This window comes from Nocardia sp. NPDC052316, from assembly GCF_044547795.1.
In the GTDB taxonomy this organism is placed as follows: domain Bacteria; phylum Actinomycetota; class Actinomycetes; order Mycobacteriales; family Mycobacteriaceae; genus Nocardia.
The window spans coordinates 112,288-135,606 of record NZ_JBIUBB010000006.1 but is presented as its reverse complement, the minus strand read 5'-3'; the positions used below and the strand labels follow the sequence as shown (position 1 = coordinate 135,606).

At 67.9% G+C, this 23,319-nt stretch carries 24 protein-coding genes and 1 tRNA gene; 8 read left to right on the top strand and 17 right to left on the bottom strand.

What is annotated here, in order from left to right:
• Positions 1-46: 46 nt before the first annotated feature.
• From ACIHA7_RS28460 to ACIHA7_RS28445, 4 genes are all read right to left on the bottom strand, one after another.
• Positions 47-580 (bottom strand): hypothetical protein, encoded by a 534-nt coding sequence (locus ACIHA7_RS28460; protein ID WP_397294006.1) that lies wholly within the window; start codon positions 578-580, stop codon positions 47-49.
• A gap of 64 nt (positions 581-644) precedes the next feature.
• Positions 645-2,066: an adenylosuccinate lyase gene (purB, locus tag ACIHA7_RS28455; protein ID WP_397294005.1), complete on the bottom strand. Its 1,422-nt coding sequence runs from the start codon at positions 2,064-2,066 to the stop codon at positions 645-647.
• A gap of 6 nt (positions 2,067-2,072) precedes the next feature.
• The gene (locus ACIHA7_RS28450; RefSeq protein ID WP_107653948.1) at positions 2,073-2,717 is read right to left on the bottom strand and encodes a TetR/AcrR family transcriptional regulator; all 645 of its coding nucleotides are present in this window, start codon (positions 2,715-2,717) and stop codon (positions 2,073-2,075) included.
• A 125-nt stretch (positions 2,718-2,842) separates the two neighbouring features.
• Positions 2,843-3,964: a pyridoxal phosphate-dependent aminotransferase gene (locus ACIHA7_RS28445; RefSeq protein WP_397294004.1), complete on the bottom strand. Its 1,122-nt coding sequence runs from the start codon at positions 3,962-3,964 to the stop codon at positions 2,843-2,845.
• Between the two features lie 114 nt (positions 3,965-4,078).
• Between ACIHA7_RS28445 and ACIHA7_RS28440 the strand changes: the two genes are divergently transcribed.
• Positions 4,079-5,068 (top strand): M23 family metallopeptidase, encoded by a 990-nt coding sequence (locus tag ACIHA7_RS28440; protein ID WP_397294003.1) that lies wholly within the window; start codon positions 4,079-4,081, stop codon positions 5,066-5,068.
• Between the two features lie 96 nt (positions 5,069-5,164).
• On the opposite strand, the gene purD is transcribed toward ACIHA7_RS28440, so the two are convergent.
• Complete coding sequence (purD, locus tag ACIHA7_RS28435; protein WP_397294002.1) at positions 5,165-6,478, bottom strand: phosphoribosylamine--glycine ligase; 1,314 nt, start codon at positions 6,476-6,478, stop codon at positions 5,165-5,167.
• A 159-nt stretch (positions 6,479-6,637) separates the two neighbouring features.
• Here purD and ACIHA7_RS28430 point away from each other — a divergent pair, with 159 nt between their 5' ends.
• A complete protein-coding gene (locus tag ACIHA7_RS28430) occupies positions 6,638-7,015 on the top strand; it encodes a PH domain-containing protein (RefSeq protein WP_107659982.1) in 378 nt (125 codons plus the stop codon).
• A gap of 45 nt (positions 7,016-7,060) precedes the next feature.
• Positions 7,061-7,486 carry an HIT family protein gene (locus ACIHA7_RS28425; RefSeq protein ID WP_397294001.1) on the top strand — a complete coding sequence of 142 codons (426 nt, stop codon included), beginning with the start codon at positions 7,061-7,063 and terminating at the stop codon, positions 7,484-7,486.
• 167 nt (positions 7,487-7,653) lie between these two features.
• On the opposite strand, the gene ACIHA7_RS28420 is transcribed toward ACIHA7_RS28425, so the two are convergent.
• The gene (locus ACIHA7_RS28420; RefSeq protein ID WP_397294000.1) at positions 7,654-8,346 is read right to left on the bottom strand and encodes a hypothetical protein; all 693 of its coding nucleotides are present in this window, start codon (positions 8,344-8,346) and stop codon (positions 7,654-7,656) included.
• 363 nt (positions 8,347-8,709) lie between these two features.
• Between ACIHA7_RS28420 and ACIHA7_RS28415 the strand changes: the two genes are divergently transcribed.
• Positions 8,710-8,877: a hypothetical protein gene (locus ACIHA7_RS28415; RefSeq protein ID WP_397293999.1), complete on the top strand. Its 168-nt coding sequence runs from the start codon at positions 8,710-8,712 to the stop codon at positions 8,875-8,877.
• Between the two features lie 35 nt (positions 8,878-8,912).
• Here the strand turns inward: ACIHA7_RS28415 and ACIHA7_RS28410 are convergent.
• The 3 genes from ACIHA7_RS28410 to ACIHA7_RS28400 form a co-directional block, all read right to left on the bottom strand.
• Positions 8,913-8,984 (bottom strand) — tRNA-Thr (locus ACIHA7_RS28410).
• 113 nt (positions 8,985-9,097) lie between these two features.
• On the bottom strand, positions 9,098-9,340 hold the full coding sequence (locus tag ACIHA7_RS28405) for an MbtH family protein (RefSeq protein WP_011207082.1): 243 nt from the start codon (positions 9,338-9,340) through the stop codon (positions 9,098-9,100).
• A 171-nt stretch (positions 9,341-9,511) separates the two neighbouring features.
• Positions 9,512-10,345 (bottom strand): alpha/beta fold hydrolase, encoded by an 834-nt coding sequence (locus ACIHA7_RS28400; RefSeq protein ID WP_397293998.1) that lies wholly within the window; start codon positions 10,343-10,345, stop codon positions 9,512-9,514.
• 164 nt (positions 10,346-10,509) lie between these two features.
• Here ACIHA7_RS28400 and ACIHA7_RS28395 point away from each other — a divergent pair, with 164 nt between their 5' ends.
• The 4 genes from ACIHA7_RS28395 (at position 10,510) to ACIHA7_RS28380 (ending at position 14,618) form a co-directional block, all read left to right on the top strand.
• On the top strand, positions 10,510-10,680 hold the full coding sequence (locus tag ACIHA7_RS28395) for a hypothetical protein (protein WP_397293997.1): 171 nt from the start codon (positions 10,510-10,512) through the stop codon (positions 10,678-10,680).
• Positions 10,681-10,771: 91 nt separating this feature from the next.
• The gene (locus ACIHA7_RS28390; RefSeq protein ID WP_397294541.1) at positions 10,772-12,328 is read left to right on the top strand and encodes a trehalose-6-phosphate synthase; all 1,557 of its coding nucleotides are present in this window, start codon (positions 10,772-10,774) and stop codon (positions 12,326-12,328) included.
• A gap of 66 nt (positions 12,329-12,394) precedes the next feature.
• On the top strand, positions 12,395-13,129 hold the full coding sequence (locus tag ACIHA7_RS28385) for a response regulator transcription factor (RefSeq protein WP_397293996.1): 735 nt from the start codon (positions 12,395-12,397) through the stop codon (positions 13,127-13,129).
• Between the two features lie 121 nt (positions 13,130-13,250).
• Entirely contained in the window at positions 13,251-14,618 is a 1,368-nt protein-coding gene (locus tag ACIHA7_RS28380; RefSeq protein ID WP_397294540.1) for a sensor histidine kinase, read from the top strand.
• 25 nt (positions 14,619-14,643) lie between these two features.
• Here the strand turns inward: ACIHA7_RS28380 and ACIHA7_RS28375 are convergent, their stop codons facing one another.
• The 8 genes from ACIHA7_RS28375 to ACIHA7_RS28340 form a co-directional block, all read right to left on the bottom strand.
• Positions 14,644-15,129, bottom strand: coding sequence for a h domain protein (locus tag ACIHA7_RS28375; protein WP_397293995.1), 486 nt, complete (start codon positions 15,127-15,129; stop codon positions 14,644-14,646).
• A complete protein-coding gene (locus ACIHA7_RS28370) occupies positions 15,126-16,064 on the bottom strand; it encodes a hypothetical protein (RefSeq protein ID WP_397293994.1) in 939 nt (312 codons plus the stop codon). The genes ACIHA7_RS28375 and ACIHA7_RS28370 overlap by 4 nt, the downstream gene beginning before the upstream one ends.
• Positions 16,061-17,488, bottom strand: a complete 1,428-nt coding sequence (locus ACIHA7_RS28365; RefSeq protein ID WP_397293993.1) for an MCE family protein — start codon at positions 17,486-17,488, stop codon at positions 16,061-16,063. Before ACIHA7_RS28365 ends, ACIHA7_RS28370 begins: the two co-directional genes overlap by 4 nt.
• Positions 17,485-18,711: an MCE family protein gene (locus tag ACIHA7_RS28360; RefSeq protein ID WP_397294539.1), complete on the bottom strand. Its 1,227-nt coding sequence runs from the start codon at positions 18,709-18,711 to the stop codon at positions 17,485-17,487. The genes ACIHA7_RS28365 and ACIHA7_RS28360 overlap by 4 nt, the downstream gene beginning before the upstream one ends.
• Positions 18,712-18,782: 71 nt before the next feature.
• Positions 18,783-20,039: an MCE family protein gene (locus ACIHA7_RS28355; RefSeq protein WP_397293992.1), complete on the bottom strand. Its 1,257-nt coding sequence runs from the start codon at positions 20,037-20,039 to the stop codon at positions 18,783-18,785.
• Positions 20,036-21,100: an MCE family protein gene (locus ACIHA7_RS28350; RefSeq protein ID WP_397293991.1), complete on the bottom strand. Its 1,065-nt coding sequence runs from the start codon at positions 21,098-21,100 to the stop codon at positions 20,036-20,038. The genes ACIHA7_RS28355 and ACIHA7_RS28350 overlap by 4 nt, the downstream gene beginning before the upstream one ends.
• Positions 21,100-22,122 (bottom strand): MCE family protein, encoded by a 1,023-nt coding sequence (locus tag ACIHA7_RS28345; protein ID WP_397293990.1) that lies wholly within the window; start codon positions 22,120-22,122, stop codon positions 21,100-21,102. Before ACIHA7_RS28345 ends, ACIHA7_RS28350 begins: the two co-directional genes overlap by 1 nt.
• Positions 22,119-23,315 (bottom strand): MCE family protein, encoded by a 1,197-nt coding sequence (locus tag ACIHA7_RS28340; RefSeq protein WP_397293989.1) that lies wholly within the window; start codon positions 23,313-23,315, stop codon positions 22,119-22,121. The genes ACIHA7_RS28345 and ACIHA7_RS28340 overlap by 4 nt, the downstream gene beginning before the upstream one ends.
• Positions 23,316-23,319 lie beyond the last annotated feature (4 nt).

Below are 23,319 nucleotides of genomic sequence, written 5' to 3'. Positions count from 1 at the left end.
AAGTGGACCCGGCTCCTCTCCGGACGGTGAGCAGTCGGGTTTCGCGCTATTCGCGGCCGACCTCTTCGAAGACCGTCTGCACCAGCGGCGCAACCATCGCCTCCCATTTCCCACCCGCGCCGAAAGCCCACGCCACGGCATCCGGCCACCACAGCCCCGGCTCGGTATGCGGCGGGAGATGGGCGTACGGCAAATCGACCGATGCTTTGCGGAGCACAGCGGCGATGCAGTGCCGATCGCGGTGGTCCAAGCCTTCCCGCGACTCGATCACCAGCCGGGCAGCCCGCAGATCCATCAGGTACGTCACCAGTCGAGCCATGCAGTCCGCGCGAGCGTGCATCTCGATCCCTCGCCCGACGAAGACCGCGACCCGCACCCCCGCACAACCCGCCATCGCGGTGAGAATGTGTCGGCGTCTCGAGTCCGGCTCCTTGGCGAAGTGCCACCGCCGCTGACCGGGCAGGCAGAGACCGCGGACCAGGGCGCGGGCAGCGACCAACCGATCGGCGGGAATGAGGGCAGCACAAAGGATGTACCGGTCCCGGCGAATCGATTCGTCCACGAACGCGTGAATGGCCACCGAGGGACGATACCGGTCGGCTATGACACCTGCTAGCGAATTCGCGGCGAAATCACCGCTCCCGCTAGAGGATTGGGGAAGGGGTGTAGTTGGCGGCTGCGGGGTACTGGTCGACCAGTTTCTGGACGGCGGCGACGACGTCGGAGACCTGAGCCTCGGCGGCGCCGACGAAGGCGGACTTGTCGGCCAGGGCAGCGTCGAGGGCGGGGCGGTCGAGGGGAAGGCGGGGGTCGGCGGCGAGGCGGTCGAGGAGGTCGGGTTCGCGGCCCTGCTCGCGCATGGCGAGGGCAACCGCCACCGCGTGTTCCTTGATGACCTCGTGCGCGGTCTCGCGGCCGACGCCGACGCGGACGGCGGCCATCAGAATGCGGGTGGTCGCGAGGAAGGGCAGGTAGCGGTCCAGTTCGCGGGCGATGACGGCGGGGTAGGCGCCGAACTCGGCGAGCACGGTGAGGAAGGTTTCCATCATGCCGTCGATGGCGAAGAAGGCGTCCGGCAGCGCGACGCGGCGCACCACCGAGCAGAAGACATCACCCTCGTTCCACTGCGCACCGGCCAGTTCGGCGGCCATCGACGCGTAACCGCGCAGCACCACCTGGAGTCCGTTGACGCGCTCACACGAGCGGGTGTTCATCTTGTGCGGCATCGCCGAGCTGCCCACCTGGCCGGGCTGGAAGCCCTCGGTGACCAGCTCGTGCCCGGCCATCAGCCGGATGGTGTGCGCGAACGACGACGGCCCCGCACCGACCTGGACCAGCGCGGACAGCACGTCGTGGTCGAGCGAGCGCGGGTATACCTGGCCGACACTGGTGAGCACGTTCGCGAACCCGAGGTGCCGGGCCACCTGCTGCTCCAGCTTCGACAGCTTGGCCGGATCGCCGCCGAGCAGATCGAGCATGTCCTGAGCGGTGCCCATCGGACCCTTGATGCCGCGCAGCGGATACCGGTCGATCAGCTCACGCACCCGGGTGAGCGCGATCAGCAACTCGTCGGCGGCCGAGGCGAACCGCTTGCCGAGCGTGGTGGCCTGCGCCGCGACATTGTGCGAGCGACCCGCCATCACCAACGTCTGATACTCGGCGGCCCGCTCGGTGAGCCGGGCCGCGACCGCGATGCCGTGCGCGTGCACATGCTCGAGCGAGAGCCGGATCTGCAGCTGCTCCACGTTCTCGGTGAGGTCGCGGCTGGTCATGCCCTTGTGCACATGCTCGTGCCCGGCCAGCGCGTTGAACTCCTCGATGCGCGCCTTCACATCGTGCCGGGTGACCCGCTCGCGCTCGGCGATGGAAGCGAGGTCGACCTGATCGATCACCCGCTCGTAATCGGCGAGCACACCAGGGGGCAGGTCGATGCCGAGTTCCGACTGGGCCCGCAGCACCTCCAGCCAGAGTCGCCGCTCGAGCACGATCTTGTGCTCGGGTGACCACAGCTGAACCAGTTCGGGACTGGCATAACGGGTGGCAAGGACGTTCGGGACGAGGCTCACGTCTTGTCAGTCTAATGCGCGGAAACGGTCCGCTTGCTGGGGCGTCGGCGGTGCGACAATGTCGATCACCTCGAGCAGCGCCCCGCGGGCCATTCGGCGCGGTTCGGGCTCCAATTCGGTGAGCGCCGCGACCACCGCGCCGTCGACCACGGCGACCAGTCTGCGCAGTTGCTCGGGGCGCACCAACCGGTCGGAGCGGCGCAGCACATCGGCGAGCAACTCGTCGAGCTGCGCGCGCAGCCGTAACTGCACCTCGCGTAACTCGGGGTGCCGCGCGGACGCCACCGACCGCTCGTACCGCGCGATCAACTGCCCGCGCGCGCCCTCGTCGTGCCACTGCCCGTCGACCCCGACCAGCAGGTCGAGGACCAGGTCGACGGTCGCCTCGGCGCCGCGGCGGCGGTGGCTCACCTCGCCGACCCGGCGGCGCATCGCGTCGAGTTCCACATTGCCGCTGAACTCGACCGCCCGCGCGATCAAATCTTCCAGCGATTCGAAGTAGTAGGTGGTCGACGCGAGCGGAAGGTCGGCGCGGGTCGCGACCGACCGGTGTCGCACCGCCTCGAACCCGCCTTCGAGCAACAACTCGGCGGCGGCAGCTACCAGAGCCTGGCGACGCCGTTCGCCTTTCGGGGTCGTCGCGGTGATCACCGTGCCATCGTGCCAGTCGTCATCAGTTCTTCCAGGGGAAATCAGCGAGGAAAAGCAACCATCGATGTTCTACCGTATCCGCGCGGCTACGGTGCCGAACTGCGGAAAGTTGTTGTCTTACACGACTATCGAATACTGAGATAGTGCCCTAGACGAACCACCGCTTCCTCGATGTCGGCGGTGGCACCGGCGAAGGAGAAGCGAACTGTCCGATTTCCGTGCACGGTGTCGAAGTCGATGCCGGGCGCCAGCGCGACACCGGTGTGGTCGAGCACGTCGGCACACCAGGTGCGCGCATCGCTGGTGAGGTGGCCGATGTCGGCGTAGGCGTAGAAGGCGCCGTCCGCCGGAGCCAGGTCGGTGATGCCGATCTTCGGCAAGCCCTCCAGCAGTATCCGCCGGTTGATCGCGTAGCGGCGCACATGGCCGTCGAGCTCGGCCTTGGCCTCGGCGCCGAACGCGTGCAGCGCCGCGTACTGCGAGATCGCGGGCGGGCACACGGTGAGGTTGGAGGCCAGCCGTTGCAAGGCGGGGCGTAAACCGCTCGGCGCGAGCATCCAGCCGAGCCGCCAGCCCGTCATCGAGAAGTACTTGGACACCGACCCGATGACGACCGATTCCCGCGAGGTTTCCCAGGCCGACGAGGTTTCGGCATCTCCGCTGTCGTAGGTGATGCCGTGGTAGATCTCGTCGGAGATCAGCAGGGTGCCGTGCGCCTCGCACCAGCGCGCCAGCGCGGCCAGTTCGGCGGGCGCGATCATGGTGCCGGTCGGATTGGCCGGGCTCGCGACCACCAGCCCCGCTGGGGGTTCGGGCAGCGCCTCCAGCATGGCGACGGTCGGCTGGAATCTGGTCTCCGCGCCGCAGTCCAGCTCCATCACGCGGCAGCCGAGCGCCGTGAGGGTGTTGCGGTATGCGGGGTAGCCGGGGCGGGCCACCACCACGGTGTCTCCTGGATCGAAAGCGGCCAGGAAGATCAGCGAGAACGCACCGGACGAACCGGTCGTGATCACCACGTCGTCCGGGTCGACGGCGTAGCCGTAGGTGGCGGTGTGATGTGCGGCGATCACCTCACGCAGCGGCAGGATGCCGAAAGTCTCGGTGTAGCCGAGCAATTCGGCTTCGATCGCGGCTTTGGTCGCGCGCAGCACCGGCGCGGGCGCGGGGGTCGACGGCTGCCCCGCGGCCAGCACGATCACATCTCCATGGGTTCGGGCCCGTTGCGCAGCAGCTTTCCAGACATCCATCACGTAGAAAGGTGGAATGGTCGACCGGCGAGATTCTCTGCACACCTGTCAGACGGTAGCCGGTGCGCAGCGCCTGTCGTGCGCTCCCCTGCTACCGGGGTTATGGTCGGCGTGATGCTCGAGAATGCTCGACGAGCTGGGCTCGACCGGGTGCGCGGAGTGGGTGGCATCGGGGTCATTCCGCCGGACTGGCGCGCCCGGCTCCGGGAACGACCGGCGCGCGGCCCACGGGCCCTGCTCGATCGGCGCAACGTCGGAGAGATCCTGCGACGGCGACCCGATCCGCGGGAACTGTGGCGGCGGCGATCCGAGCTGCGTGCCACGTGGGACGACAAACGCCCCGACCGCGACGAACTTCTCGCGCTGCTGCGCAAACATCGGGTGCTGCTGGCTGGGCTCGCCGCGGTTGCCGTATTCGCCGCGGGCGACACCTACTACACCGGTGTGATCAGCGATCGCATCCCGGATCAGGCCCACGCCCAACGCGTCGCCGTGGCCTACCCGCTACAGGTGCAATCCACCCCACCTTCGGTGCGCCGGTACCTGAACGCCATCGCCAACGGTGAACGCCTGCGCGAACAGGCCGTCGTCGCGGCCGCCGCACGCGCGACCCTGGAACGCGCCAAGGCGGAGGCCGCCGCGGCGGCGGCGGGCGAGTGGCAGCCGTGGATGGGTGGCGGCTCGACGACGATGCCGGGTGCGGTGCTGCCGGGCATCGGCGGCTTCGTCATGCCCGCCCGCGGCGCCTTCACCTCCGGATTCGGCTCCCGCTGGGGCACTTTCCACAACGGCATCGACATCGCGGGCCCGATCGGCACCCCGATCTACGCCGTAGCCAACGGCACCGTCATCGACGCGGGCCCGGCCGAGGGCTTCGGACTGTGGGTGCGCATCCGCCACGACGACGGCAGCATCACCGTGTACGGCCACATGTACGACTTCTTCGTCTCGCGCGGCGAGCGGGTCCCCGCAGGCATGCAGATCGCCCGCATGGGCAACCGCGGCGACTCCACCGGCCCCCACCTGCACTTCGAAGTGATCGTCGGCGGCCAGCACGTGGATCCCCGCCAGTGGCTGGCCCTGCACGGCCTCAACTTCAGCTAGTTCCGACGCAACGACTGATTTCGCCGGTACATGGGTAACTCACCGGGCACCGGCTGACTCGACCAACGAGGTCTCCGCCGGCCGCCGACGCCACTGTCACGACTCCCGAGTCTGGCCTGAATCGGCGGAGAGGCGGGACAGCACAGCGATGCGATCTTCGACTGCGGCGAGGCCGATGTCGGTGCGGTAGTGACTGCCCGGCAGTTTGATGGCGGCGATGCGCTCGTACGCGTGCGCGCGGGCCTCGGCGAGATCGGCGCCGACGCCGACCACGTTGAGCACCCGACCGCCGGCGGAGACCAGCGCGCCGTCTTCACGCAGCGCGGTTCCCGCGTGCAGCACCGCGGCGGACTCGTCGAGGGCGCCCTCGCCAGCTCCGGAGATGACGTCGCCGATGCGCGGACGGCCCGGGTAGTTCTCGGCCGCGACCACCACGGTGACCGCGGCGCCGTCGCGCCAGCGGGGCGGCTCGACCTGGGCGAGCGTGCCGGTGGCGGTGGCGTTGAGCAGCTCGGCCAGCGGGCTCTCCAGCAGCGCGAGCACGGCCTGGGTTTCGGGATCGCCGAAGCGGCAATTGAACTCGACCACCGCGGGACCGGCGGCACCCATCGCCAGGCCGGCGTAGAGCAGCCCGGAGAATCCGCAGCCACGACGAACCAGCTCCGCCGCAACAGGTTTCACCACATCGTCGACGATCGCGGTGACCGCGGCCTCGGGCAACCAGGGCAGCGGCGTGTAGGCGCCCATGCCGCCGGTGTTCGGTCCGGTGTCGCCGTCCCCGACTCGCTTGTGATCCTGCGCGGGCAGCAGCGGCACCACCGTCTCGCCGTCGACCAGACAGAACAGCGAAACCTCCGGACCGTCCAGGAACGATTCCAGCAGCACCGGGTGCCCCTGCTCGAGCAGTTCGGCGCCGTGATCGCGGGCCGCGGACCGATCGGTGGTGACCACCACACCCTTGCCCGCGGCGAGACCGTCGTCCTTCACCACCCAGGTGGGGCCGAACCGGCTCAGCGCGGCGTCCAGGTCGGCCGGGGTGTCCACGATCTCGCTGTGCGCGGTCCGCACGCCCGCCGCCGCCATCACGTCCTTGGCGAAGGCCTTCGAGCCCTCGATCCGCGCCGCCGCGGCCGACGGCCCGAAACAGGCGATCCCGGCCGCGCGTACGGCGTCGGCGACGCCGAGCACCAGCGGCACCTCGGGTCCGATCACCACGAGATCGGCCGCCGACTCGGTGGCCAGCGCCACCACCGCCTCCGCGGAGCACGGATCGACCGGCCTGGTCTGCGCGTGCTGGGCGATACCCGCATTGCCCGGAGCGGCGACGATCCCGCTCACCGCCGGGTCGCGGCGCAGCGCCAGGACGAGGGCATGTTCACGGGCTCCGGAACCGATGACGAGTACGCGCACGGCAGACAGCTTAGGTGAAGGCCCCCGGCGCGCTGCGCTCACTCATGAACAGCAGTCGACCATCGAATATCGGTCTCGCGACGTGGATGATGGAAAGGGATGGTTCGGACATCCGCGACCGGACCACATCACCCACACCGCGCGAAGGATGTGCACACGATGGGTCTGATCGACGGACTGATGGGCAATGCCGGGCGGATCGATCCCGCCAGGGCGCAACAGGAATACGCGAAACTGATGGGCGAAGGTGAACAGATCTACGCCGCCTATCTCCTGGTGCGCGACGCGATCCTGTTCACGAACCGGCGCCTGATCCTGGTCGACAAGCAGGGCATGACCGGCCGCAAGGTGAGCTACCACAGCGTCCCCTACCGGGCGATCACCCACTTCTCGGTGGAGACCGCGGGGACCTTCGACCTCGACGCCGAACTCTGCATCTGGATCTCCGGTAGCAGCGAGCCGCTGCAGAAGAGGTTCAATCGCCAGGTCGACATCTACGAGGTGCAGGGCATCCTGTCGCATTTCGCGGCGGTGTAGTCGCGCCGAGCGCCGCCCGAAGCCGCAGCGCGTAGCCTGCGAAACATGGCTTCTGTCTTCAGCGCGATCATCGCCGGTCAGCTTCCAGGTCGATTCGTCTGGGAGGACGACGAATTCGTCGGTTTCCTCACCATCGCACCGGTCACCCAGGGCCACACCCTCGTGGTACCCCGCAAGGAGATCGACCAGTGGCAGGACGTCGACGCCGACACCTTCGCCCGGCTGAACCTCGTCGCCCAGAAGATCGGTCAGGCCGTGCGCGCGGCCTGGGACGCCCCACGAGCCGGCCTGCTCATCGCCGGCCTCGAGGTCCCCCACCTGCACGTGCACGTCTTCCCGGCCTTCACCATGGGCGACTTCGACATCTCCGGCGCCGACCCCGACCCCACCCCCGAATCCATGGACGAGGCGCAAACCAAGATCAAGCAAGCCCTGCGCGATCTCGGTTACGGAGCCAACGTCCCGGACTGAACCCGTTCCAGCCCAACACGAAAGGGTGGTCGGACCGAGCACCGGCCCAACCACCCTTTTGCAATGAGCCCTACAACGTGAGCGGGCGCGCCCGACATGAGCGTGCTCGATCGGAGTTCCGCTCCGACATCGCTCAGGAAATCGAGGAACGCTACCTCGATTACCTGCTACTCCTCCGAGCGTCCCGTATTACCCTCTTCCGGCCAACCGATCTGCTCCCACATGTAGACCGCGTAAGCCTCGGCTTTGTCGGCCTTCGTTCGAACGTCGGAGTCGCCCATCTTGTCCTCTTCGAAGGCGAGGTAGGCGGCCGCCTTCACGTCGAGCTTCAAGTCATCCAGATAGCGGTCGTCGTGCTTGCTCGAACTCGACCCCAGTGCGCGCCCGGTTACCACGTTGCACCAATCCAGATACTTGCTCGCAACCTTGTCGCACGATCCGCAGTACGCCCCGCCGTACTGGGTCATGTAAACACACACATCTCGCGCCGCGGCCTCAGCCGACGACCGGGCCGGTGCAACGCCGACGTCGGCTCTCATCTCATACGGCGCCGGATTCGTACTGGGCCGTTGGTTGCTGTCGAGGTCAATGGCGTCGAGTCGTCTCTCGGCGCTGGCCGCACGCTTCTTGTCGCACTTCTCGGCCGCGCCCTCCTGCTTCTCCTCCTCCGACGTACACAGGTTCGCTGCTTTCAGCTCCGCGTCGGTGACTCGCTCGATCTCCTCCCGCAACTCTTGTTTCGCGGCATCTAAGTCCCTGCCGTCCGCAATCTCCCTGCTGGGTTCGCCCGCGACCGCCACCGGACAGAACCCGACCGCGACCGACCCGCCCCACAGCACCGCGGCAAACGCCGCGACCACCAATCCACCCCACCGCCTGGCTTCCACATTCGCTCCACTCCTCGATGGCTTCTTCCGAAAAAACCTTCGTTGCCACCCGAGGCGTGGATGGATAACAACTCGTGCTGAACCTCGTCGCCCAGAAGATCGGTCAGGCCGACCCGCCGTCGGCGAAGGAGCTGCGAAGGGCAATAAGTATGGGGACGGGGACGTTTGAGCAACACCCGACGCCTATCGGCGAATGGGCATTCCACCCAACAGGTCGAGGGGACAGGCCGCGCCTTCAATGGGGCCGATGCCCGGAAACTTGCGGAGAAGGACGTCGACAGCAAGATGTCGACGGGCTACCACAAACGGCACTGCCATGGCATCTGACGAGAGGAAGTGACCAGCAAAGTGAGTGGCTATCTGGTTGTCCAGTTGTACTGCACGCCAAGGGAGGCGGATGCCGTGCGTGCGGCTGATTCGACCTACAACGCGGACTCCGACGAGATCGCCGAGGTGCAGTGGGGCAGCTACGCCGGAGTGTGCTCGCTCGACCGAAATCCGTGACCCCGCAGTGCTATTGCAGGGTCACGGATCGTTCGAGCCCCCTGTCAGGATTGAACTGACGACCTTTCGCTTACAAGGCGAGTGCTCTACCACTGAGCTAAGGAGGCGGGTGCCTTCTACGAAAGCGGTTGCCATCATAGCCGGGCAGGCCGACTGCGTGACACCGGCTCACGGTGTCACGCAGTCGAGTTGTCCCGGCGCGGTATTCGGCTACCGAGGGTCAGGACTGGGCGCCCTGACGGGCCGCGTCGTCGGCGGCCATCGCGTCGCGCAGGCTCTTCGGACGCATGTCGGTCCAGTTCTTTTCGACGTATTCGACGCAGGCAGCGCGGCTGTCCTCGCCGAACACGACACGCCATCCGGCCGGGACCTCCGCGAACGCAGGCCACAGGGAATGCTGCTCTTCGTCGTTGACCAGGACGAAGAAGCGGCCGTCCTCGTCATCGAAGGGGTTGGTGCTCAATTTCACCTCACTGGATACTCGCGCTATGTACGGGATCGCTCTTGGATCGCCCGGCGCCGGGTCCGACGAACCGAGGGGTCCACGGACTTGCGCGCCGTTGGAGTCCCGAGCGTTGTTTCGACCCTAGCAAGGGAGACGTTACGCCTGGGCGGTTACCTCGGGCCGGGAAACTCAGCTCGCGAAAAAATCGAGCAGGATCTTGTTCACCGCCTCGGGGCGTTCGAGGTAACCGAAGTGCCCTGCGTCGGGCACTTCCTGGTAGCGCGCACCGGGGATGACCTCGGCGATCTCCCTGGTCAGATAGGGCGGGATCATCCGGTCGTCGGCGAACCCGACGGCCAGGCAGGGCACCGTGATGGCGCGGTAGGCCTGCACCCGCTCGAAATCGTGATCCATCCGACGTTGCGCGCGGATGCCGGGGGTCACCGGCCCACCGGTGAACTCGAACAGGTCGAGCCAGTCGCGGGCCGCGTTCGTGTCGGCCATCGTGGCGGGCGAGAGGTTCATCACCGCGGTCACCGCGGCCTCGTACTTCTCCGGCAGTCGCACCCCGCTCGCGTCGAGCTGGTGTTCGCCGAGCGAGAGCGTCTTCTGAAACTGGTCGAGGCGCCCGTGCCCGGCCATGAAGACGGCTTTGCGCACCAGTTCGGGCCGGGCGAGCGCCAATTCCTGCGCCACCCGTGCCCCCATCGAGGTGCCGACCACCAGCGCGGGGCCCTCGTCGAGGAGCTCGATCAGCCCGGCGGTGTCGGCGACCAACTGGTCGATGGTCATGCCCGAGGCAGCCTCGAAGGAGGGGGCGATCCCGCGGTTGTCGAAGGTGCACACCCGGTAGCCCGCGGCGACCAGCGCGGGGACCTGATGCAGCTCCCAGACCCGGCCCGGACTGCCGGTGCCCATGATCATGACCACAAGCGGCCCCGCCCCCTTGACATCGGTACCCCGCGCGCGGTCACCTTTGACCTGGTAGTTGAGGGAAATTCCGTTCACCGTGGCCAGCGGCATATCGACCCTTTCGTGGAGTTGATGCTCAGTCCACGGTATAGGGGCGGACGGGGTCGGCACACCGGCCGGGGGCTGGTGTGACGCGGGTGCCACCCGCGCCTGGCGGCGCCAGATACCATTGACTATTCGCACGTACGAGCGTAGTGAACCGGGAGGACTTGAAGATGGCCGCGAAGGGCAGCGCGAACGACATCGCGGACGACGATCTGGAACCACTTGCCGATGAAACCGCACGTCAGGCCCAGCGCGTTGTCGCGGCCTACGCGGAAGACGCCGACGAGTGCCGGATGCTGTTGTCGATGCTCGGCATCGGCCCGAGCTCCCGGGTCGACTAGAGCCCAACCCCTTTCGACGCCAACGGCGACGTCGACCTACCCGATTCCCCGGGGGACCCAGCGACGCGCAAAGGATGCGTGAGTGGACCAGATGACTTCGTCCGACGACTCCGAGCCCGCCCTAGAACCAGCACCTGACGAGACAACGACCGCGCGGACCGGTCCGGCCGAGTCCGGCTCCGGCTTCGTCGTCGTGGCCAACCGGCTGCCGGTCGACCTGGAACGCCTGCCCGACGGCACGACCCGATGGAAACGCAGCCCTGGCGGCCTGGTCACCGCGCTGGAACCGGTGTTGCGCAACAACAAAGGCGCGTGGGTGGGCTGGGCGGGCGTGCCCGACGCCGACGTCGACCCGATCATCGAGGACGGCCTGGAGCTGCATCCGGTGCCGCTGACGGCCCAGGAAGTGGCCGACTACTACGAGGGCTTCTCCAACGGCACGTTGTGGCCGCTCTACCACGACGTGATCGTGCGCCCGGTGTACGACCGCAAGTGGTGGGCCGCCTACGTCACGGTGAACCGGCGCTTCGCCGAGGCGACCGCGAAGGTGGCCGCCGAGGGCGCCACCGTGTGGGTGCAGGACTACCAGCTGCAGCTGGTGCCGAAGATGCTGCGGATGTTGCGCCCCGACCTGACCATCGGCTTCTTCCTGCACATCCCGTTCCCGCCGGTCGAGCTGTTCATGCAGATGCCGTGGCGCACCGAGATCGTGGAGGGCCTGCTCGGCGCCGACCTGATCGGCTTCCACCTGCCCGGCGGCGCGCAGAACTTCCTGTACTTGGCGCGCAGGCTGGCCGGCCAGCCGACCTCGCGCGGCACCGTCGGGGTGCGGTCCAAGCTTGGTGTCGTCCAGGTCGGCTTCCGGACGGTCCGAGTCGGCGCGTTCCCGATCTCGATCTCCTCGGCCGAGCTCGACGAGCATTCCCGGCGCCGCTCCATCCGCGAGCGGGCCACGAAAATCCGTGCGGAACTGGGCAATCCGAAGAATATCCTGCTCGGCGTCGACCGCCTGGACTACACCAAGGGCATCGACATCCGGCTCAACGCGCTCGAAGAGCTGCTGTTGGAAGAGCGGATAGACCCGGCCGAGACCGTGATGATCCAGCTGGCCACGCCGAGCCGCGAGCGGGTGGAGAGCTACATCCAGATGCGCGGCGACATCGAGCGTCAGGTCGGCCGGATCAACGGCGAGTTCGCCCAGGTGGGCCACCCGGTGGTGCATTATCTGCACCGGCCGATCCCGCGCGACGAGCTGATCGCCTTCTTCGTCGCCGCCGACGTCATGCTGGTGACGCCGCTGCGCGACGGCATGAACCTGGTCGCCAAGGAGTACGTCGCCTGCCACAGCGGTCTCAACGGCGCCCTGGTGCTCAGCGAATTCACGGGCGCCGCAGCCGAATTGCGTCAGTCCTACCTGTGCAACCCGCACGACCTGGACAGCGTCAAGGACTCCATCGTCTCCGCGCTGGAGGACGATCGCGACACCAAGCGCCGCCGCATGCGCTCGCTGCGCCGCCAGGTGCTCGCCCACGACGTGGACCGCTGGGCCCGCGCCTTCCTCGAGGCCCTCGCCCAGGACCAGGTCGCGGGCAGCGCCCTGCTCACCGACGACGACGTCTATCCGGAGGAACGCCAGCCATCCAGGTAAATCGTTCACAGGAATCACCCAGATAACGTCCAGCGAGTTCGCAGGTGCATAGCGGACCATGAAGCCATGAGTGGTGCGCCTGCGGAGCAGGCACCCGAGGCGCGGGTGCTGGTGGTCGACGACGAGCCGATGATCGTGGAGCTGCTCGCGGTCAGCCTGCGGTACCAGGGTTTCGCCGTCGACACGGCGGCGGACGGGGCGCAGGCGCTGGACAAGGCGCGCAGCTTCCGGCCGCAGGCGCTGATCGTCGACGTGATGATGCCGGGCATGGACGGCTTCGGCCTGCTGCGCAGGCTGCGCGCCGACGGCATCGACGCGCCGGTGCTGTTCCTGACCGCGCGCGACGAGGTGCAGGACAAGATCACCGGGCTCACCCTCGGCGCGGACGACTACGTCACCAAGCCGTTCAGCCTGGAGGAGGTGGTGGCCCGGCTGCGGGTGATCCTGCGCCGGGCGGGCCACGCCGCACCGCGCCCGGAGAGTTCCCGGCTCCGGTTCGCCGACATCGAGCTCGACGACGACACGCACGAGGTGTGGAAGGCGGGCGAGCCGGTCGCGCTGTCCCCCACCGAGTTCACCCTGCTGCGCTATTTCATGGTCAACGCGGGCACCGTGCTGAGCAAGCCGCGCATCCTGGATCACGTGTGGCGCTACGACTTCGGCGGCGAGGTCGGGGTGGTCGAGACCTACGTGTCGTATCTGCGCAAGAAGGTCGACACCGGCGAGGAGCGCCTCATCCACACCCTGCGCGGGGTCGGCTATGTCATGCGCGCGCCGAGCCGCACCCGGTCGGCCACATGATCGACCGGGTCGTGACACTGCCACGCGGCGGCGAGGTGGGGTCATAAGCGCGGGAAAGATCGCCGCGATCCGCGCCAAGGCCGCAGGCGCGCTCTCGGCGATCCCGCTGCGCGTGACGCTGATGCTGATTCTCGTCGCCACCGCGGGACTCGGCCTGCTGATCTCCGGCATGGTGGTCACCTCGGGCCTGGAACGCTCGCTGACCGACCGCACCGACCAGCAGCTGCGCAACGGCGCGATCGAATGGTCGCGCCGCCGGGTGCCGCCGCCGCCGAGCCTGCCCGGCGATCCGCGCCACACCAGCCAGTTCTACGTCCGCTCGGTGCAGGACGACGGACGGATCTACTTCATCAAGGCGTTCGGCGTCGACGCCGAACCCGCGCTGCCCGAGTCGCCGCCGATCGGGCCGATGACGGTGGGTTCGTACGGCGGCGGGCCGACCGAGTGGCGGATCTTGACGGTCCGCGTGCCCGACGGCACCACCACGGTGGCGCTGCCGCTCAACCAGAACTACGACATCGTGCAACGCCTGGTCATGCTGGAGCTGGTCGTCGGGTTGCTCGTGCTGAGCGCGCTGGCCGTCGCCGCGTATTTCGTGATCCGGCGCAGCCTGCGGCCGCTGCTTCGGGTGGAGAACACCGCCGCCGCCATCGCCCGCGGCGACCTGTATCGCCGAGTGCCGGTGCGCGGCAACAACACCGAGGTGGACCGGCTGTCCAGGTCGCTCAACGGCATGCTCGCCCAGATCCAGCAGGCGTTCGCGAAGACCGAGGCGTCGGAGGCCGCGGCCAAGCATTCGGAGGCGAAGATGCGCCAGTTCGTCGCCGACGCGAGCCACGAACTGCGCACCCCGCTCACCACCATCCGTGGCTTCGCCGAGCTTTATCGGCAGGGTGCGACCACCGATCCAGACCTGTTCATGGACCGCATCGAACGCGAGTCCCAGCGCATGGGCATCCTGGTCGAGGACCTGCTGATGCTGGCCAGGCTCGACGCACAGCGTCCACTGGAGCGGCGCCAGGTCGACCTGCTCGCCGTGGCCAGCGATGCCGTGCACAGTGCGCGCGCCATGGCCGCGGCCGCGAATCCGGACGCGCCCCGACGCTCGATCGAACTCGAAATACATTCCGGTGAGGGCACTTTGGAGGTGATCGGCGACGAGACCCGACTCCGGCAGGTGCTGAGCAACCTGCTCAACAACGCGCTCACGCACACCCCGCCGGACGCCGCGGTGGTCGTCCGCCTCACGCCGGCCGCCGACGAGGTCTTGCTGGAGGTCGCCGACACCGGCCCCGGCCTACCCACCGACGAAGCCGAGCGCATCTTCGAACGCTTCTACCGCACCGACAGTTCACGCACTCGCACCAGCGGCGGCACGGGCCTCGGGTTGTCCATCGTGCAGGCGCTGGTCACCGCGCACGGCGGCACCGTCGACGTGCGCAGCGTCGAGGGCGAAGGCAGCACCTTCATCGTTCGGCTGCCTCGCTGAACCGCTGCGTGACAATCGGTTTCGCTCAGACGGGGGTGACTTGGTCGACCAGCCAGCGGTCGCCGTCCTTGTTCACGGTAGCCCGGACCCGGCTGCCGCTGGTGGTGCCCTGCGGCGAATCCTTGCTGGTGGTCACCTGATTCAGGAACAGCAGGACCTCGACGTGTGACTTGTCGGCCGAGACCACGCCCGCCGCCTGAGTAGTCGCCTTCACCGAGAGCTGCTTGTCCTTGGCGCCCGGGGCGATGGCCTGCGTGATCAGCTTCAAATAGTCCTCGCGGAACTTCGGCGAGAGGTTGTCGGCCGCCTTGGGCAGTTCCCGGTCCACCGTCTGATAGTCGTAGGTGAACATGGCGGTGACCGTCCGGTCGGCGGCGGCCACCGCGTCCTTGCGCGCCTGCTCGGCCTGCTGGTCGTTCCAGATCCGTAATCCGTTGACGCCGAGCACGATCAGTGCCGCGACCGCGACGATGCTCGCTGCCGCCAGGAAAATCTTGCTCCGCGTTGTCATGCCACGAACTCCACTTTGGATACGGTCAGACCGGAGTCGCCGTCGCTCACGGTGACCCGGAAGCGGTAGAACCGCGTCTGCGGCCCCTCCTGCCCCGCGTTGGTCAACGTCTGTTTGGCCGCGACCAGAATCTTCGCGGAGTCCTCCTCGTCGCTCTCGATCGCCGCCTCCACGATCTCGCCGTTGGAGACGACCTTGGCCTGCTGCACGATGTTCATGAACGGGTCCACCCGGCCATCGAACTCGTTCTTGAACTGACCGGAGGCCACCGCGAGGATCCGGTCGATGTCCTCCTTCGCCGAGTCGGCGCGGATGGTGGTGAGGTTCAGGATGGCCTGCCGAGCGGTCTGCACGTACTCGGCGCGGCGTGCGTCGCGGGTGTCGAGCGAGTGGGCCTGCACCACCGTGGACAGGGCGGCCGCGATAAGCAGTGCGAGTACCAGGGCGGCGGCTGCGGCCAGGGTGGTCAGGCGGCGGGGAGGTTTCTTCGGCTTCTCGTCGTTCTGGACATCGGCGGGTGCCTTGTCGAGATCGACAAGCTGACTGCCCGCCGGAGCATCGGCATCGGCGGCAGTGTCAGCATCGATCACCGCGGTGTCCGTGTCAGCGGCAGCGGTCTCCGTGTCAGCGGCAGGAGTGTCCGCATCGGTCCGAGCGTCGGCCACAGCGGCGTCTGCCTCGACCGGAGCGGTGCCTGTTGCCGCATCCGTCTTGGAATCTGCTGCGGCGGCCGGACTTCCGGCGCTCGACGGCACGGCACTGTCCGCATCACCGGGCGCCTGCTTGCCCAGCGGCACGGCGGTCGTCGCCGCTGTACCGGCATGCTCGACCGGAACCGACGTCACGCCGGTGCTCGCGATTTCCTCGGCGGGGGGACCCACCGAGCGCACCGCGCGTCGCCGCGTACGGTGCCGATCTCCGTTGTTCTCAGTCATCGTTGCTGCTCCTCGAGCATCGCCTGCCAGCTCGACGGTACCGTGCCCGAACCGCCCGGTCCGATATCGCCCTGTCGGTAGGTGCGGCCGTCCGGGCCGATGTACTGGCCGGTGGACGGGTCATAGGATCTCGCGGCAGCCGGCGTTCCGGTGCCGTACGCGGCGGGTGCCACCGGTGCCGTACTCGGGTCGACCGGCGCGGACGCCGACGGTACCGGTTGCGGCGGGCCGAACGGAGGGTTGTTGCCCTGGGGGACGAAGCCGGTCCGGCAGAGCTCGGGGGTCGGCGCTCGCACGCCGGGGAACTCCGCGCACGGCGTGTTGCGAATGCCGCGCACGGCGATCGGTGAATCCTGCGGCACTTTGCAGTACAGACCGGGCGGCGAGGGGATCGAGTCGAGCTCGCTGGGTGAGCGCCGCTCGTTGGGCGGCAGGAAGCCGGTGGTGCAGGCGGGCGGGTCGTTGACCACCACCATGAAGTCGACCATCGCACCGTATTCCGCCGGACCACGGATGATCGTCTTCAGCGCCGCGATCAACGGCGGGAAGACCACCAGGAGTTGTTCCAGCCCAGCGTGATACGTAACACCGACCTGGCCCACGCTGACCAGATTGGTCAGCAGCAGCGGCAGCGTCGGTCGCAGCGATTCGAACTGCGCGGTGACCCGCTGCATCGCGGCGGGCCCGTCGCGCAGCACGTTGCGCAGCGACGGATCGTGTTCGCGCAGTTGATCGGTCACCGTGGCCAGGTCGCTGGTCCACGAGCGGATCGCCGCGTCGGACTCGATCTGCGTGTCCAGTAGCGGCCCGATCTGGTCGATCAGCTTCTTCGTCGGTTCCGCGCTGTTCTGCGCCTCCTGCACCAGCAGCGAGGCCGAGTCGATGAATCGTTGCAGATCAGGTCCGGCACCGTTGAAGGCTTGGAACGCCTCGTCGATCACCTGGCGCAGCCGGGTGTCGGCGACGCTGGACAGCAGCCGGTCGGACTGATCGAGCAGCGAGCCGACGTCCTGCGGAAGTTTGGTGCGCCCCACCGGGATCACCGCACCGTCGGCCAGGTTGCCGCCGGCGGGGCGCTCGGCCGGGATCAGGTCGACGTACTGCTCGCCCACCGCGGAGACGCTGCGCACCCACGCGGTGACATCGGCGGGGATCTTGTAGTCGCTGTCGATCGACAGCTGCGCCTCGACGCCACCGGAGGTGAGCCGGACATCCTGCACCACACCGATATTCGTGCCGCGGTAGGCGACGTTGGCGGTCGGGTAGAGCCCGCCGGTGGCCTCGAGTTGCACCGTGACGTCGTAGCGGCCGATGCCGAGCATCGCGGGCACCTTCACATACACCCCGCCCATCACCACCAGGCCGATCACCGTCAGCACGGCGAAGATCGACAGCTGGACGCGGACGAATCGGGTGAGCGTCATCGGCCCGGACCCCCTTGTGGCGCAGTGGCTCCTGGCAACGGCACGGTCAGCCCGGGGATGGCGGGCAGACCGGGGATCGGCGGCAGGCCGGGAATGGTCGGCGTCGGCTGCGCACCGGCATCGGGGGCGGGCTGCAGCGGCCCGGTGGCCGGGTTGCCGCTCTGTGTCGCGGTATCGGGGGCGAAACTGCCGATCACGCCCTCCACGCCGCCGAACCGACCGCCGAGCGGTGTGCCGGTCAGCCAGTTGCTGTCCAACCGCTTGCCGGTCAGGTCGACCGTGATGAACAGGTTCAAATAGTCGCCCATGATCGCTTTGTCGAGGTTCTTCATCGGGAACGGGAAGGTCGGAATGATCTTCATCGCCTCGACGAGGTTCACCCCGGTGTCGGCCAGCGTCTCCAGCACCGGCGCGAGGCTGCGCAGGTTGGCCTTCAGGTTGTCGCCGCTGCTGGCGATGAGCCGGTCGGTGACGTCGCTCAGGTCGCCGAGGGCGCTGATCGTGGCGGTGATGTTCGCCGTCCGGTCGGCGAGCACGGTGAGCGCGGGGTGGATCCGCTCGATCGCGGCGGCGACCACGGCACGCTGCTGGGCCAGTTGGCCGCCGAGCCGGTCGAGGCCGCTCATCGCCGCGATGATGTCGTTGCGCTGCTTGTCCAGGTTCGTGGTGAGCTCGTTGAGCTGCGGCAGCAGGTCGCGGATGTCGTTCTCTCGCCCGCTCAGCGCCGAATTCAGTTCGCGGGTAATGGTTTCCAGCTGCGAGATGCCACCGCCGTTGAGCACCACCGACAGCGACGACAGCACCTGCTCCGTCGTCGGGAAGGCGCCGGCCCGCTCCAGCGGGATGACGTCGCCACCCTTCAATTGCCCTTGCGGCGCGGTGTCGTTCGGCGCGGCGAGTTCGACGTGGTTGCTGCCGAGCAGACTGGTCTGCCCGATCTTGGCGACGGCGTTGGCGGGCAACCGCACGCTCGGATTCAGGGTGACGGTGACCAGCGCGTGCCAGCCCTCCACCTCGATGTTCGACACCGTCCCGACGGTCACGTCGTCGACCCGGACCGGCGAATTCCTGGTCAGCGTGGTCACATTCGGCATCTGGATGCGCACCTGGTACGCGCCGTCCATGGTGCCCTCGGTGCCCGGCATCGGCAGCGAGTTCAAACCGTCCCACTCGCAGCCGGATACGCCGAGCGCCAGTGCGAGGCCCACCACCACCGTCGCCATCCGCCGCGGTCGCACAGCGGTCTCCCGAGGCTGCGCGCAGCGCGAGCGCGCCGCGAATACGCGAGGCCGCTTCATCGCCCTCCTCCTGGGATAGCAAGTCCGGCAATGCCGTCCGGCACGGTGACCGGCGGCGGCCCCGGCGGCGCCACCTGCCCGGCCAGACTCGGCGGGCTGTACTTCAGCTGATCCGGGAACGCGTGCACACCGGTGGCCGGATTGAGCATGATCGGCGCGTAGTTCATGGCGAGCGAGCTGATCACCGGCGCCAGATACTGCGCGCACAGATCGGCGGAGCGATCGGAATCGTTGGCCTCCAACGCCCGCACCGAACCACACAGGAAGCTGAGCGGATCGGCGGTGTTGTTGAGCGCCACCGCACCGGCCAAGGTTCCCTGGGCGGGTTTGTAGATCTGGTAGAAGTTCACCAGCGCCGTCGGCCCGGAGTGCAGCACCCGCTCCAGTTCGGGCCGCTTGTCCACCAGCTGCTGGGTGACGTCGGCCAGTCGCTGCACGCCTTCGGTGAGCTCGGCGCCGCTGCCCTCGAGGAAACGTTTGACGTCACCGAGCGCGGTATCCAGATTATCCAGTCCCGCACCGAGTTCCGCAGAGGTGCCGGCCAGCACCGACGACACCGAGGCGAGCCTGCCGCCGAACTGCACGATCTGCTCGTTGCTCGCCGACAGCACGTCGACGAACTTCTGCAGATTGCGGATGGTGCCGAACAGATCGGTGCGCCCGTCCGACAGCGTGTTCAACGTGGCGGACAGTTCCCGCAGCGTATCGCGCAGTTTCTGGCCGTTGCCGTCCATGTTGTCGGCGGCGGTATTGACGAAGCGGCCGAAGGAACCCTGCGTGTCGTCGCCGACCGGCCCGAGAGTCGTTGCCAGCTTGGACAGTTCGGCCTTGATGTCGTCCCATTCCACCGGCACGGCCGTGTGCTCGAGCGGAATCCGCGCGCCGTCACCCATTTTCGGGCCGCCGACGTAGGCGGGCGCCACCTGGATGAACCGCGCCGAGACCAGCGACGGCGAGATGATCACCGCGCGCGCGTCGACCGGGATGTCGACCCCGCGATCAATCGTCATCCGCACCGTGACCTGGTCCTTGCCCGGCTCGATCGAGTCGATGCGGCCGACATTGACGCCGAGCACCCGGACCTCGTCGCCCTCGTACAGCCCGGAGGTCGACGGGAAATACGCGGTGATCGTGGTCTTTCCGATCCGGGTGACGCCGGTGTAGGCACCGGCCAGCACGAGCGCGGCGACCAGTACGCCCGCGGCGATCAGCGCCCATCGCGGTAGGTTGCGGGCTCTGTCCAGCATGTTCATCGCGGTGGCTCCTGGAGGGCGGGCCCGATCGACGGCGGTGCCGGGTTGGTGAAGATGTTGCGGAGGTCTTCGGGCAGGTGCTCCGGCCACACCAGCGCGTCGACGAGCGGCTGCAGTTCCGTGCTGGAGGCGTTGACGACGTAGGCGTTGAACCACGGGCCGTTGCCGACCTGCTCACCGAGCGCCGCGGCGTACGGGCCGAGGCCGTCGAGCGCGTCGTTCAGGTTCTGCCGGTTGCGCTGCAACAGGCCGAGCACCGAATTCAGCTTGTCCAGTGCGGGTTTCAGCAGCGGCTCATTGTCGGAGACCAGGCCGGACAGCTGCTTGGACACCTCGTTCACGTAGACGATCAGCTGACCGATCGCGGCGCGGCGCCGATCCAGCTCGCCGAGCAGGTCGTTGCCGTCCAACAGCAACGCGTTGATCTGGTTGCTCCGGTCGGCCAGGATCTTGGTGACGTTCTGTGCCCTGCCCAGCAGCTCGGTCAGCGCCTGATCGCGAGCATTGATGCTGCGCGACAACGCGGTAACGCCGTCCAGCGCCGCCCGCAGTGGGGCCGGGGTGTCGGCGAAGGTCGCCGAGAGGGTGTCCAGCGTCTTGTCCACCTGCGCCAGATCCAGGTCCTGCACCGTGCGGCCGAGATCGCCGAGCGCGTCGTTGAGCGAGTACGGCGACGTGGTGCGGTCCAGCGGGATCGTGTCGTCGCGCCGCAGCGCGCCCGACCCGACCGGGGTCACCTCCAGCGACTTACGGCCGAGCACGGTATTGGTCTTGATCGCGGCGGAAGACTTCTGGCCGAGCACGATCGACTCGTCGAGGGTGAACCGGACCAGCACCTTCGCCCCGGCCAACTGCACGTCGTCCACCCGGCCTGTTCGCACGCCTGCCACCTGGACCGGGTCGCCGGGCACCAGCCCGCCCGCGTCGGCGAAGTACGCGGTGTAGCTCGCCCCGCCGCGGATGAACGGCAGCCGGTCGAACTGCAAGGCGGACAAGGCAACACACGCCGCGACGACCAGGCCGACGATGCCGATGGTGACGACACGTGATCGCTCGTTCATCAGGGCGTGCACCTTCCGGTCGTCTGCTTACCCGGCAGGTTCACTTGCATCGGCTGTCCGTCGGGACCGTCGACGACCAGGTTGGTCCCGCAGATGTAGAGCTGCAGGAACGAACCGTAGGCGCCGATGCGGATCAGCTTCTTGTAGGTCTCGGGCAGCTTGTCGAACACCCACTGCAGCGTGTCCGAGCCCTCGTCGAGGTTGGTGGCCAGCCGCCCGGTGTGCTCGATGGTGGAGCGCAGGTCCGGCCGCGCCTGTTGGAGCAGCCCGGTCAGGTCGCGGGTCGCCCCGGCGATCCGCGGCAGCGCGTCGCCGATCGGGTCGCGCTCGGCGGCCAAACCGCTGATGAGGCGCTGCAATTCGTCGAGCGTGGTGGCGAACTGATCGCCACGCTGATCGATGGTCTGCAGCACCGTGTTCAGGTTGTTGATCACGTTGCCGATCAGCTCGTCGCGGTCGGCCAGCGTCTTGGCGAACGAGCCGCCGCTGTTGAGCAGCGAGACCAGCGTGCCGCCCTGGCCCTGGAAGATCTGCAGCAGCGCGCTGGTCAGGTCGTTCACCTGCGCCGGATCCAGACCGCGCAGCAGCGGCCGGAACCCGCCGAGCAGCATGTCCAGATCCAGCGCGGGCGCCGTCTTGTCCGTGCCGATGGTGCCGCCGTCGCGCAGCACCTCGGTCGAGCCGGGGCCCTCCAGCAGCTCCAGATATCGGTCACCGACCAGGTTTTCGTATCTGATGGTGGCGCGGGTGCTGGTGAGCAGCCGGTACTTGCGGTCGACATCGAACTCGACGTGCGCGAGGTGGTCCTTGCCCACCTTCACCGAGGAGACCGAACCGACCGGCACCCCGGCGATGCGGACCTTCGAGCCGGGCAGCATGCCCGACGAACTGGTGAACACGGCGTGGTAGCCGTACTCTCTGGCGAAGCGCATCTGGCTGAACACCACCACCAGTCCGGCGAAGACGAGTGCCATCACCAGCGTGAAGATGACCAGCTTGACGGTCGTCGCGGTGTTCTTCACAGCTTGCCCACCCCCGGCAGCCCGGCGAACAGCAGCTGGAACACCTTCGGCGCCTCGTTGGGCTTCGTGAAACCCGTGTTCGGCACGTACGGAGCTCCCTCGTTCGTGTCGGTGACGACGTAGTCGGCGTGACTGCCCGGCACCCGATCCAGCACGCCCGCACACTGCGGGCCGCCGGTCGCGTTCACCTTCGGCAGGTCGTCCGGGTACTTGTACGGCTGGGCGCCGAACATGAAGTTGGTATTCATCCCGATGCCCGGCAGCTTGCCGCCGAACACGTCCTCGGCCAGCGGCATCATCGGGCCGAGGCCGTTGATGATGCAGCCGAGCGCGGGGGCGTACTCGAAAAGCAGGCTCGTGGTGGGGCGCAGCAGATCCAGCGCAGTGCTGAAATCGCCTTCGTTCTCCCGCAATACCGAGCCGGTGGTGTCGGCGAGGCCGGTCAGGTTGGCGAGCATGGTGTCCAGGCTCTGCTGCTCGTCGACCAGCGTCTGGCTGGTGCCGGTGGCGTTGTCGACGGTGCGCAGCAGGTCGGGGACGGTGTCGGCGTACAGGTCGGTCACCGCGCCGGTGCGCACCAGATCCTCCTGCAGCGTAGGCAGATACGGGTTGATGTCGCGTAGGTAGGCGTCGCTGCGGGCGAGCAGGTCGCCCAGCTTCTCGCCGCGGCCCTGCAGCGCCGTGCCGAGCGCGGACAGGGTCGCGTTCAGCTTCTCCGGCTCCACCTTGGCCAGCACGTCGGAAAGATGCTGGAACAGCGTGTTGAACTCGACGGTCACATGCTGGACCGCCACCCGCGCGCCAGGCTGCAGCGAGGCCGACGAAGGCTGTTCGGGCACAGTGAAGTTCACGTACTTCGCGCCGAACACGGTGGTGGAGCGGATATCCACGCCCGCGTTGGCCGGAACAAGCTTCAGCTGATCAGGATTGAGCGCGAGCTTCAGGCTGGCGCCGTCGGAGGTCTGATCGATCGCGACCACCCGGCCGATCTCCACCCCGCGCACCTTCACCTTGGCGTCGGGATCGAGCACCAGGCCGCTGCGCGGCGCGTCGACCGTGACGGTGGCCGTCGGGGTGAACCCCCCTACGAACATCACCAGTGCGACGGCCACGATCGCGACGAGCACGAGCACCATCGCGGCACCGGCCACCTTGTAACCCGCTGCAGCGCGCAATTGCTTCGAATCCGCCATATCG

Coding starts and splice junctions, on each gene's coding strand:
- ACIHA7_RS28445 (WP_397294004.1), bottom strand. CDS start 3,964: ATGGATGTCTGGAAAGCTGCTGCGCAACGGGCCCGAACCCATGGAGAT.
- ACIHA7_RS28440 (WP_397294003.1), top strand. CDS start 4,079: ATGCTCGAGAATGCTCGACGAGCTGGGCTCGACCGGGTGCGCGGAGTG.
- ACIHA7_RS28430 (WP_107659982.1), top strand. CDS start 6,638: ATGGGTCTGATCGACGGACTGATGGGCAATGCCGGGCGGATCGATCCC.
- ACIHA7_RS28425 (WP_397294001.1), top strand. CDS start 7,061: ATGGCTTCTGTCTTCAGCGCGATCATCGCCGGTCAGCTTCCAGGTCGA.
- ACIHA7_RS28400 (WP_397293998.1), bottom strand. CDS start 10,345: ATGCCGCTGGCCACGGTGAACGGAATTTCCCTCAACTACCAGGTCAAA.
- ACIHA7_RS28395 (WP_397293997.1), top strand. CDS start 10,510: ATGGCCGCGAAGGGCAGCGCGAACGACATCGCGGACGACGATCTGGAA.
- ACIHA7_RS28390 (WP_397294541.1), top strand. CDS start 10,772: ATGACTTCGTCCGACGACTCCGAGCCCGCCCTAGAACCAGCACCTGAC.
- ACIHA7_RS28385 (WP_397293996.1), top strand. CDS start 12,395: ATGAGTGGTGCGCCTGCGGAGCAGGCACCCGAGGCGCGGGTGCTGGTG.
- ACIHA7_RS28380 (WP_397294540.1), top strand. CDS start 13,251: ATGCTGATTCTCGTCGCCACCGCGGGACTCGGCCTGCTGATCTCCGGC.
- ACIHA7_RS28375 (WP_397293995.1), bottom strand. CDS start 15,129: ATGACAACGCGGAGCAAGATTTTCCTGGCGGCAGCGAGCATCGTCGCG.
- ACIHA7_RS28370 (WP_397293994.1), bottom strand. CDS start 16,064: ATGACTGAGAACAACGGAGATCGGCACCGTACGCGGCGACGCGCGGTG.
- ACIHA7_RS28365 (WP_397293993.1), bottom strand. CDS start 17,488: ATGACGCTCACCCGATTCGTCCGCGTCCAGCTGTCGATCTTCGCCGTG.
- ACIHA7_RS28360 (WP_397294539.1), bottom strand. CDS start 18,711: ATGGCGACGGTGGTGGTGGGCCTCGCACTGGCGCTCGGCGTATCCGGC.
- ACIHA7_RS28355 (WP_397293992.1), bottom strand. CDS start 20,039: ATGAACATGCTGGACAGAGCCCGCAACCTACCGCGATGGGCGCTGATC.
- ACIHA7_RS28350 (WP_397293991.1), bottom strand. CDS start 21,100: ATGAACGAGCGATCACGTGTCGTCACCATCGGCATCGTCGGCCTGGTC.
- ACIHA7_RS28340 (WP_397293989.1), bottom strand. CDS start 23,315: ATGGCGGATTCGAAGCAATTGCGCGCTGCAGCGGGTTACAAGGTGGCC.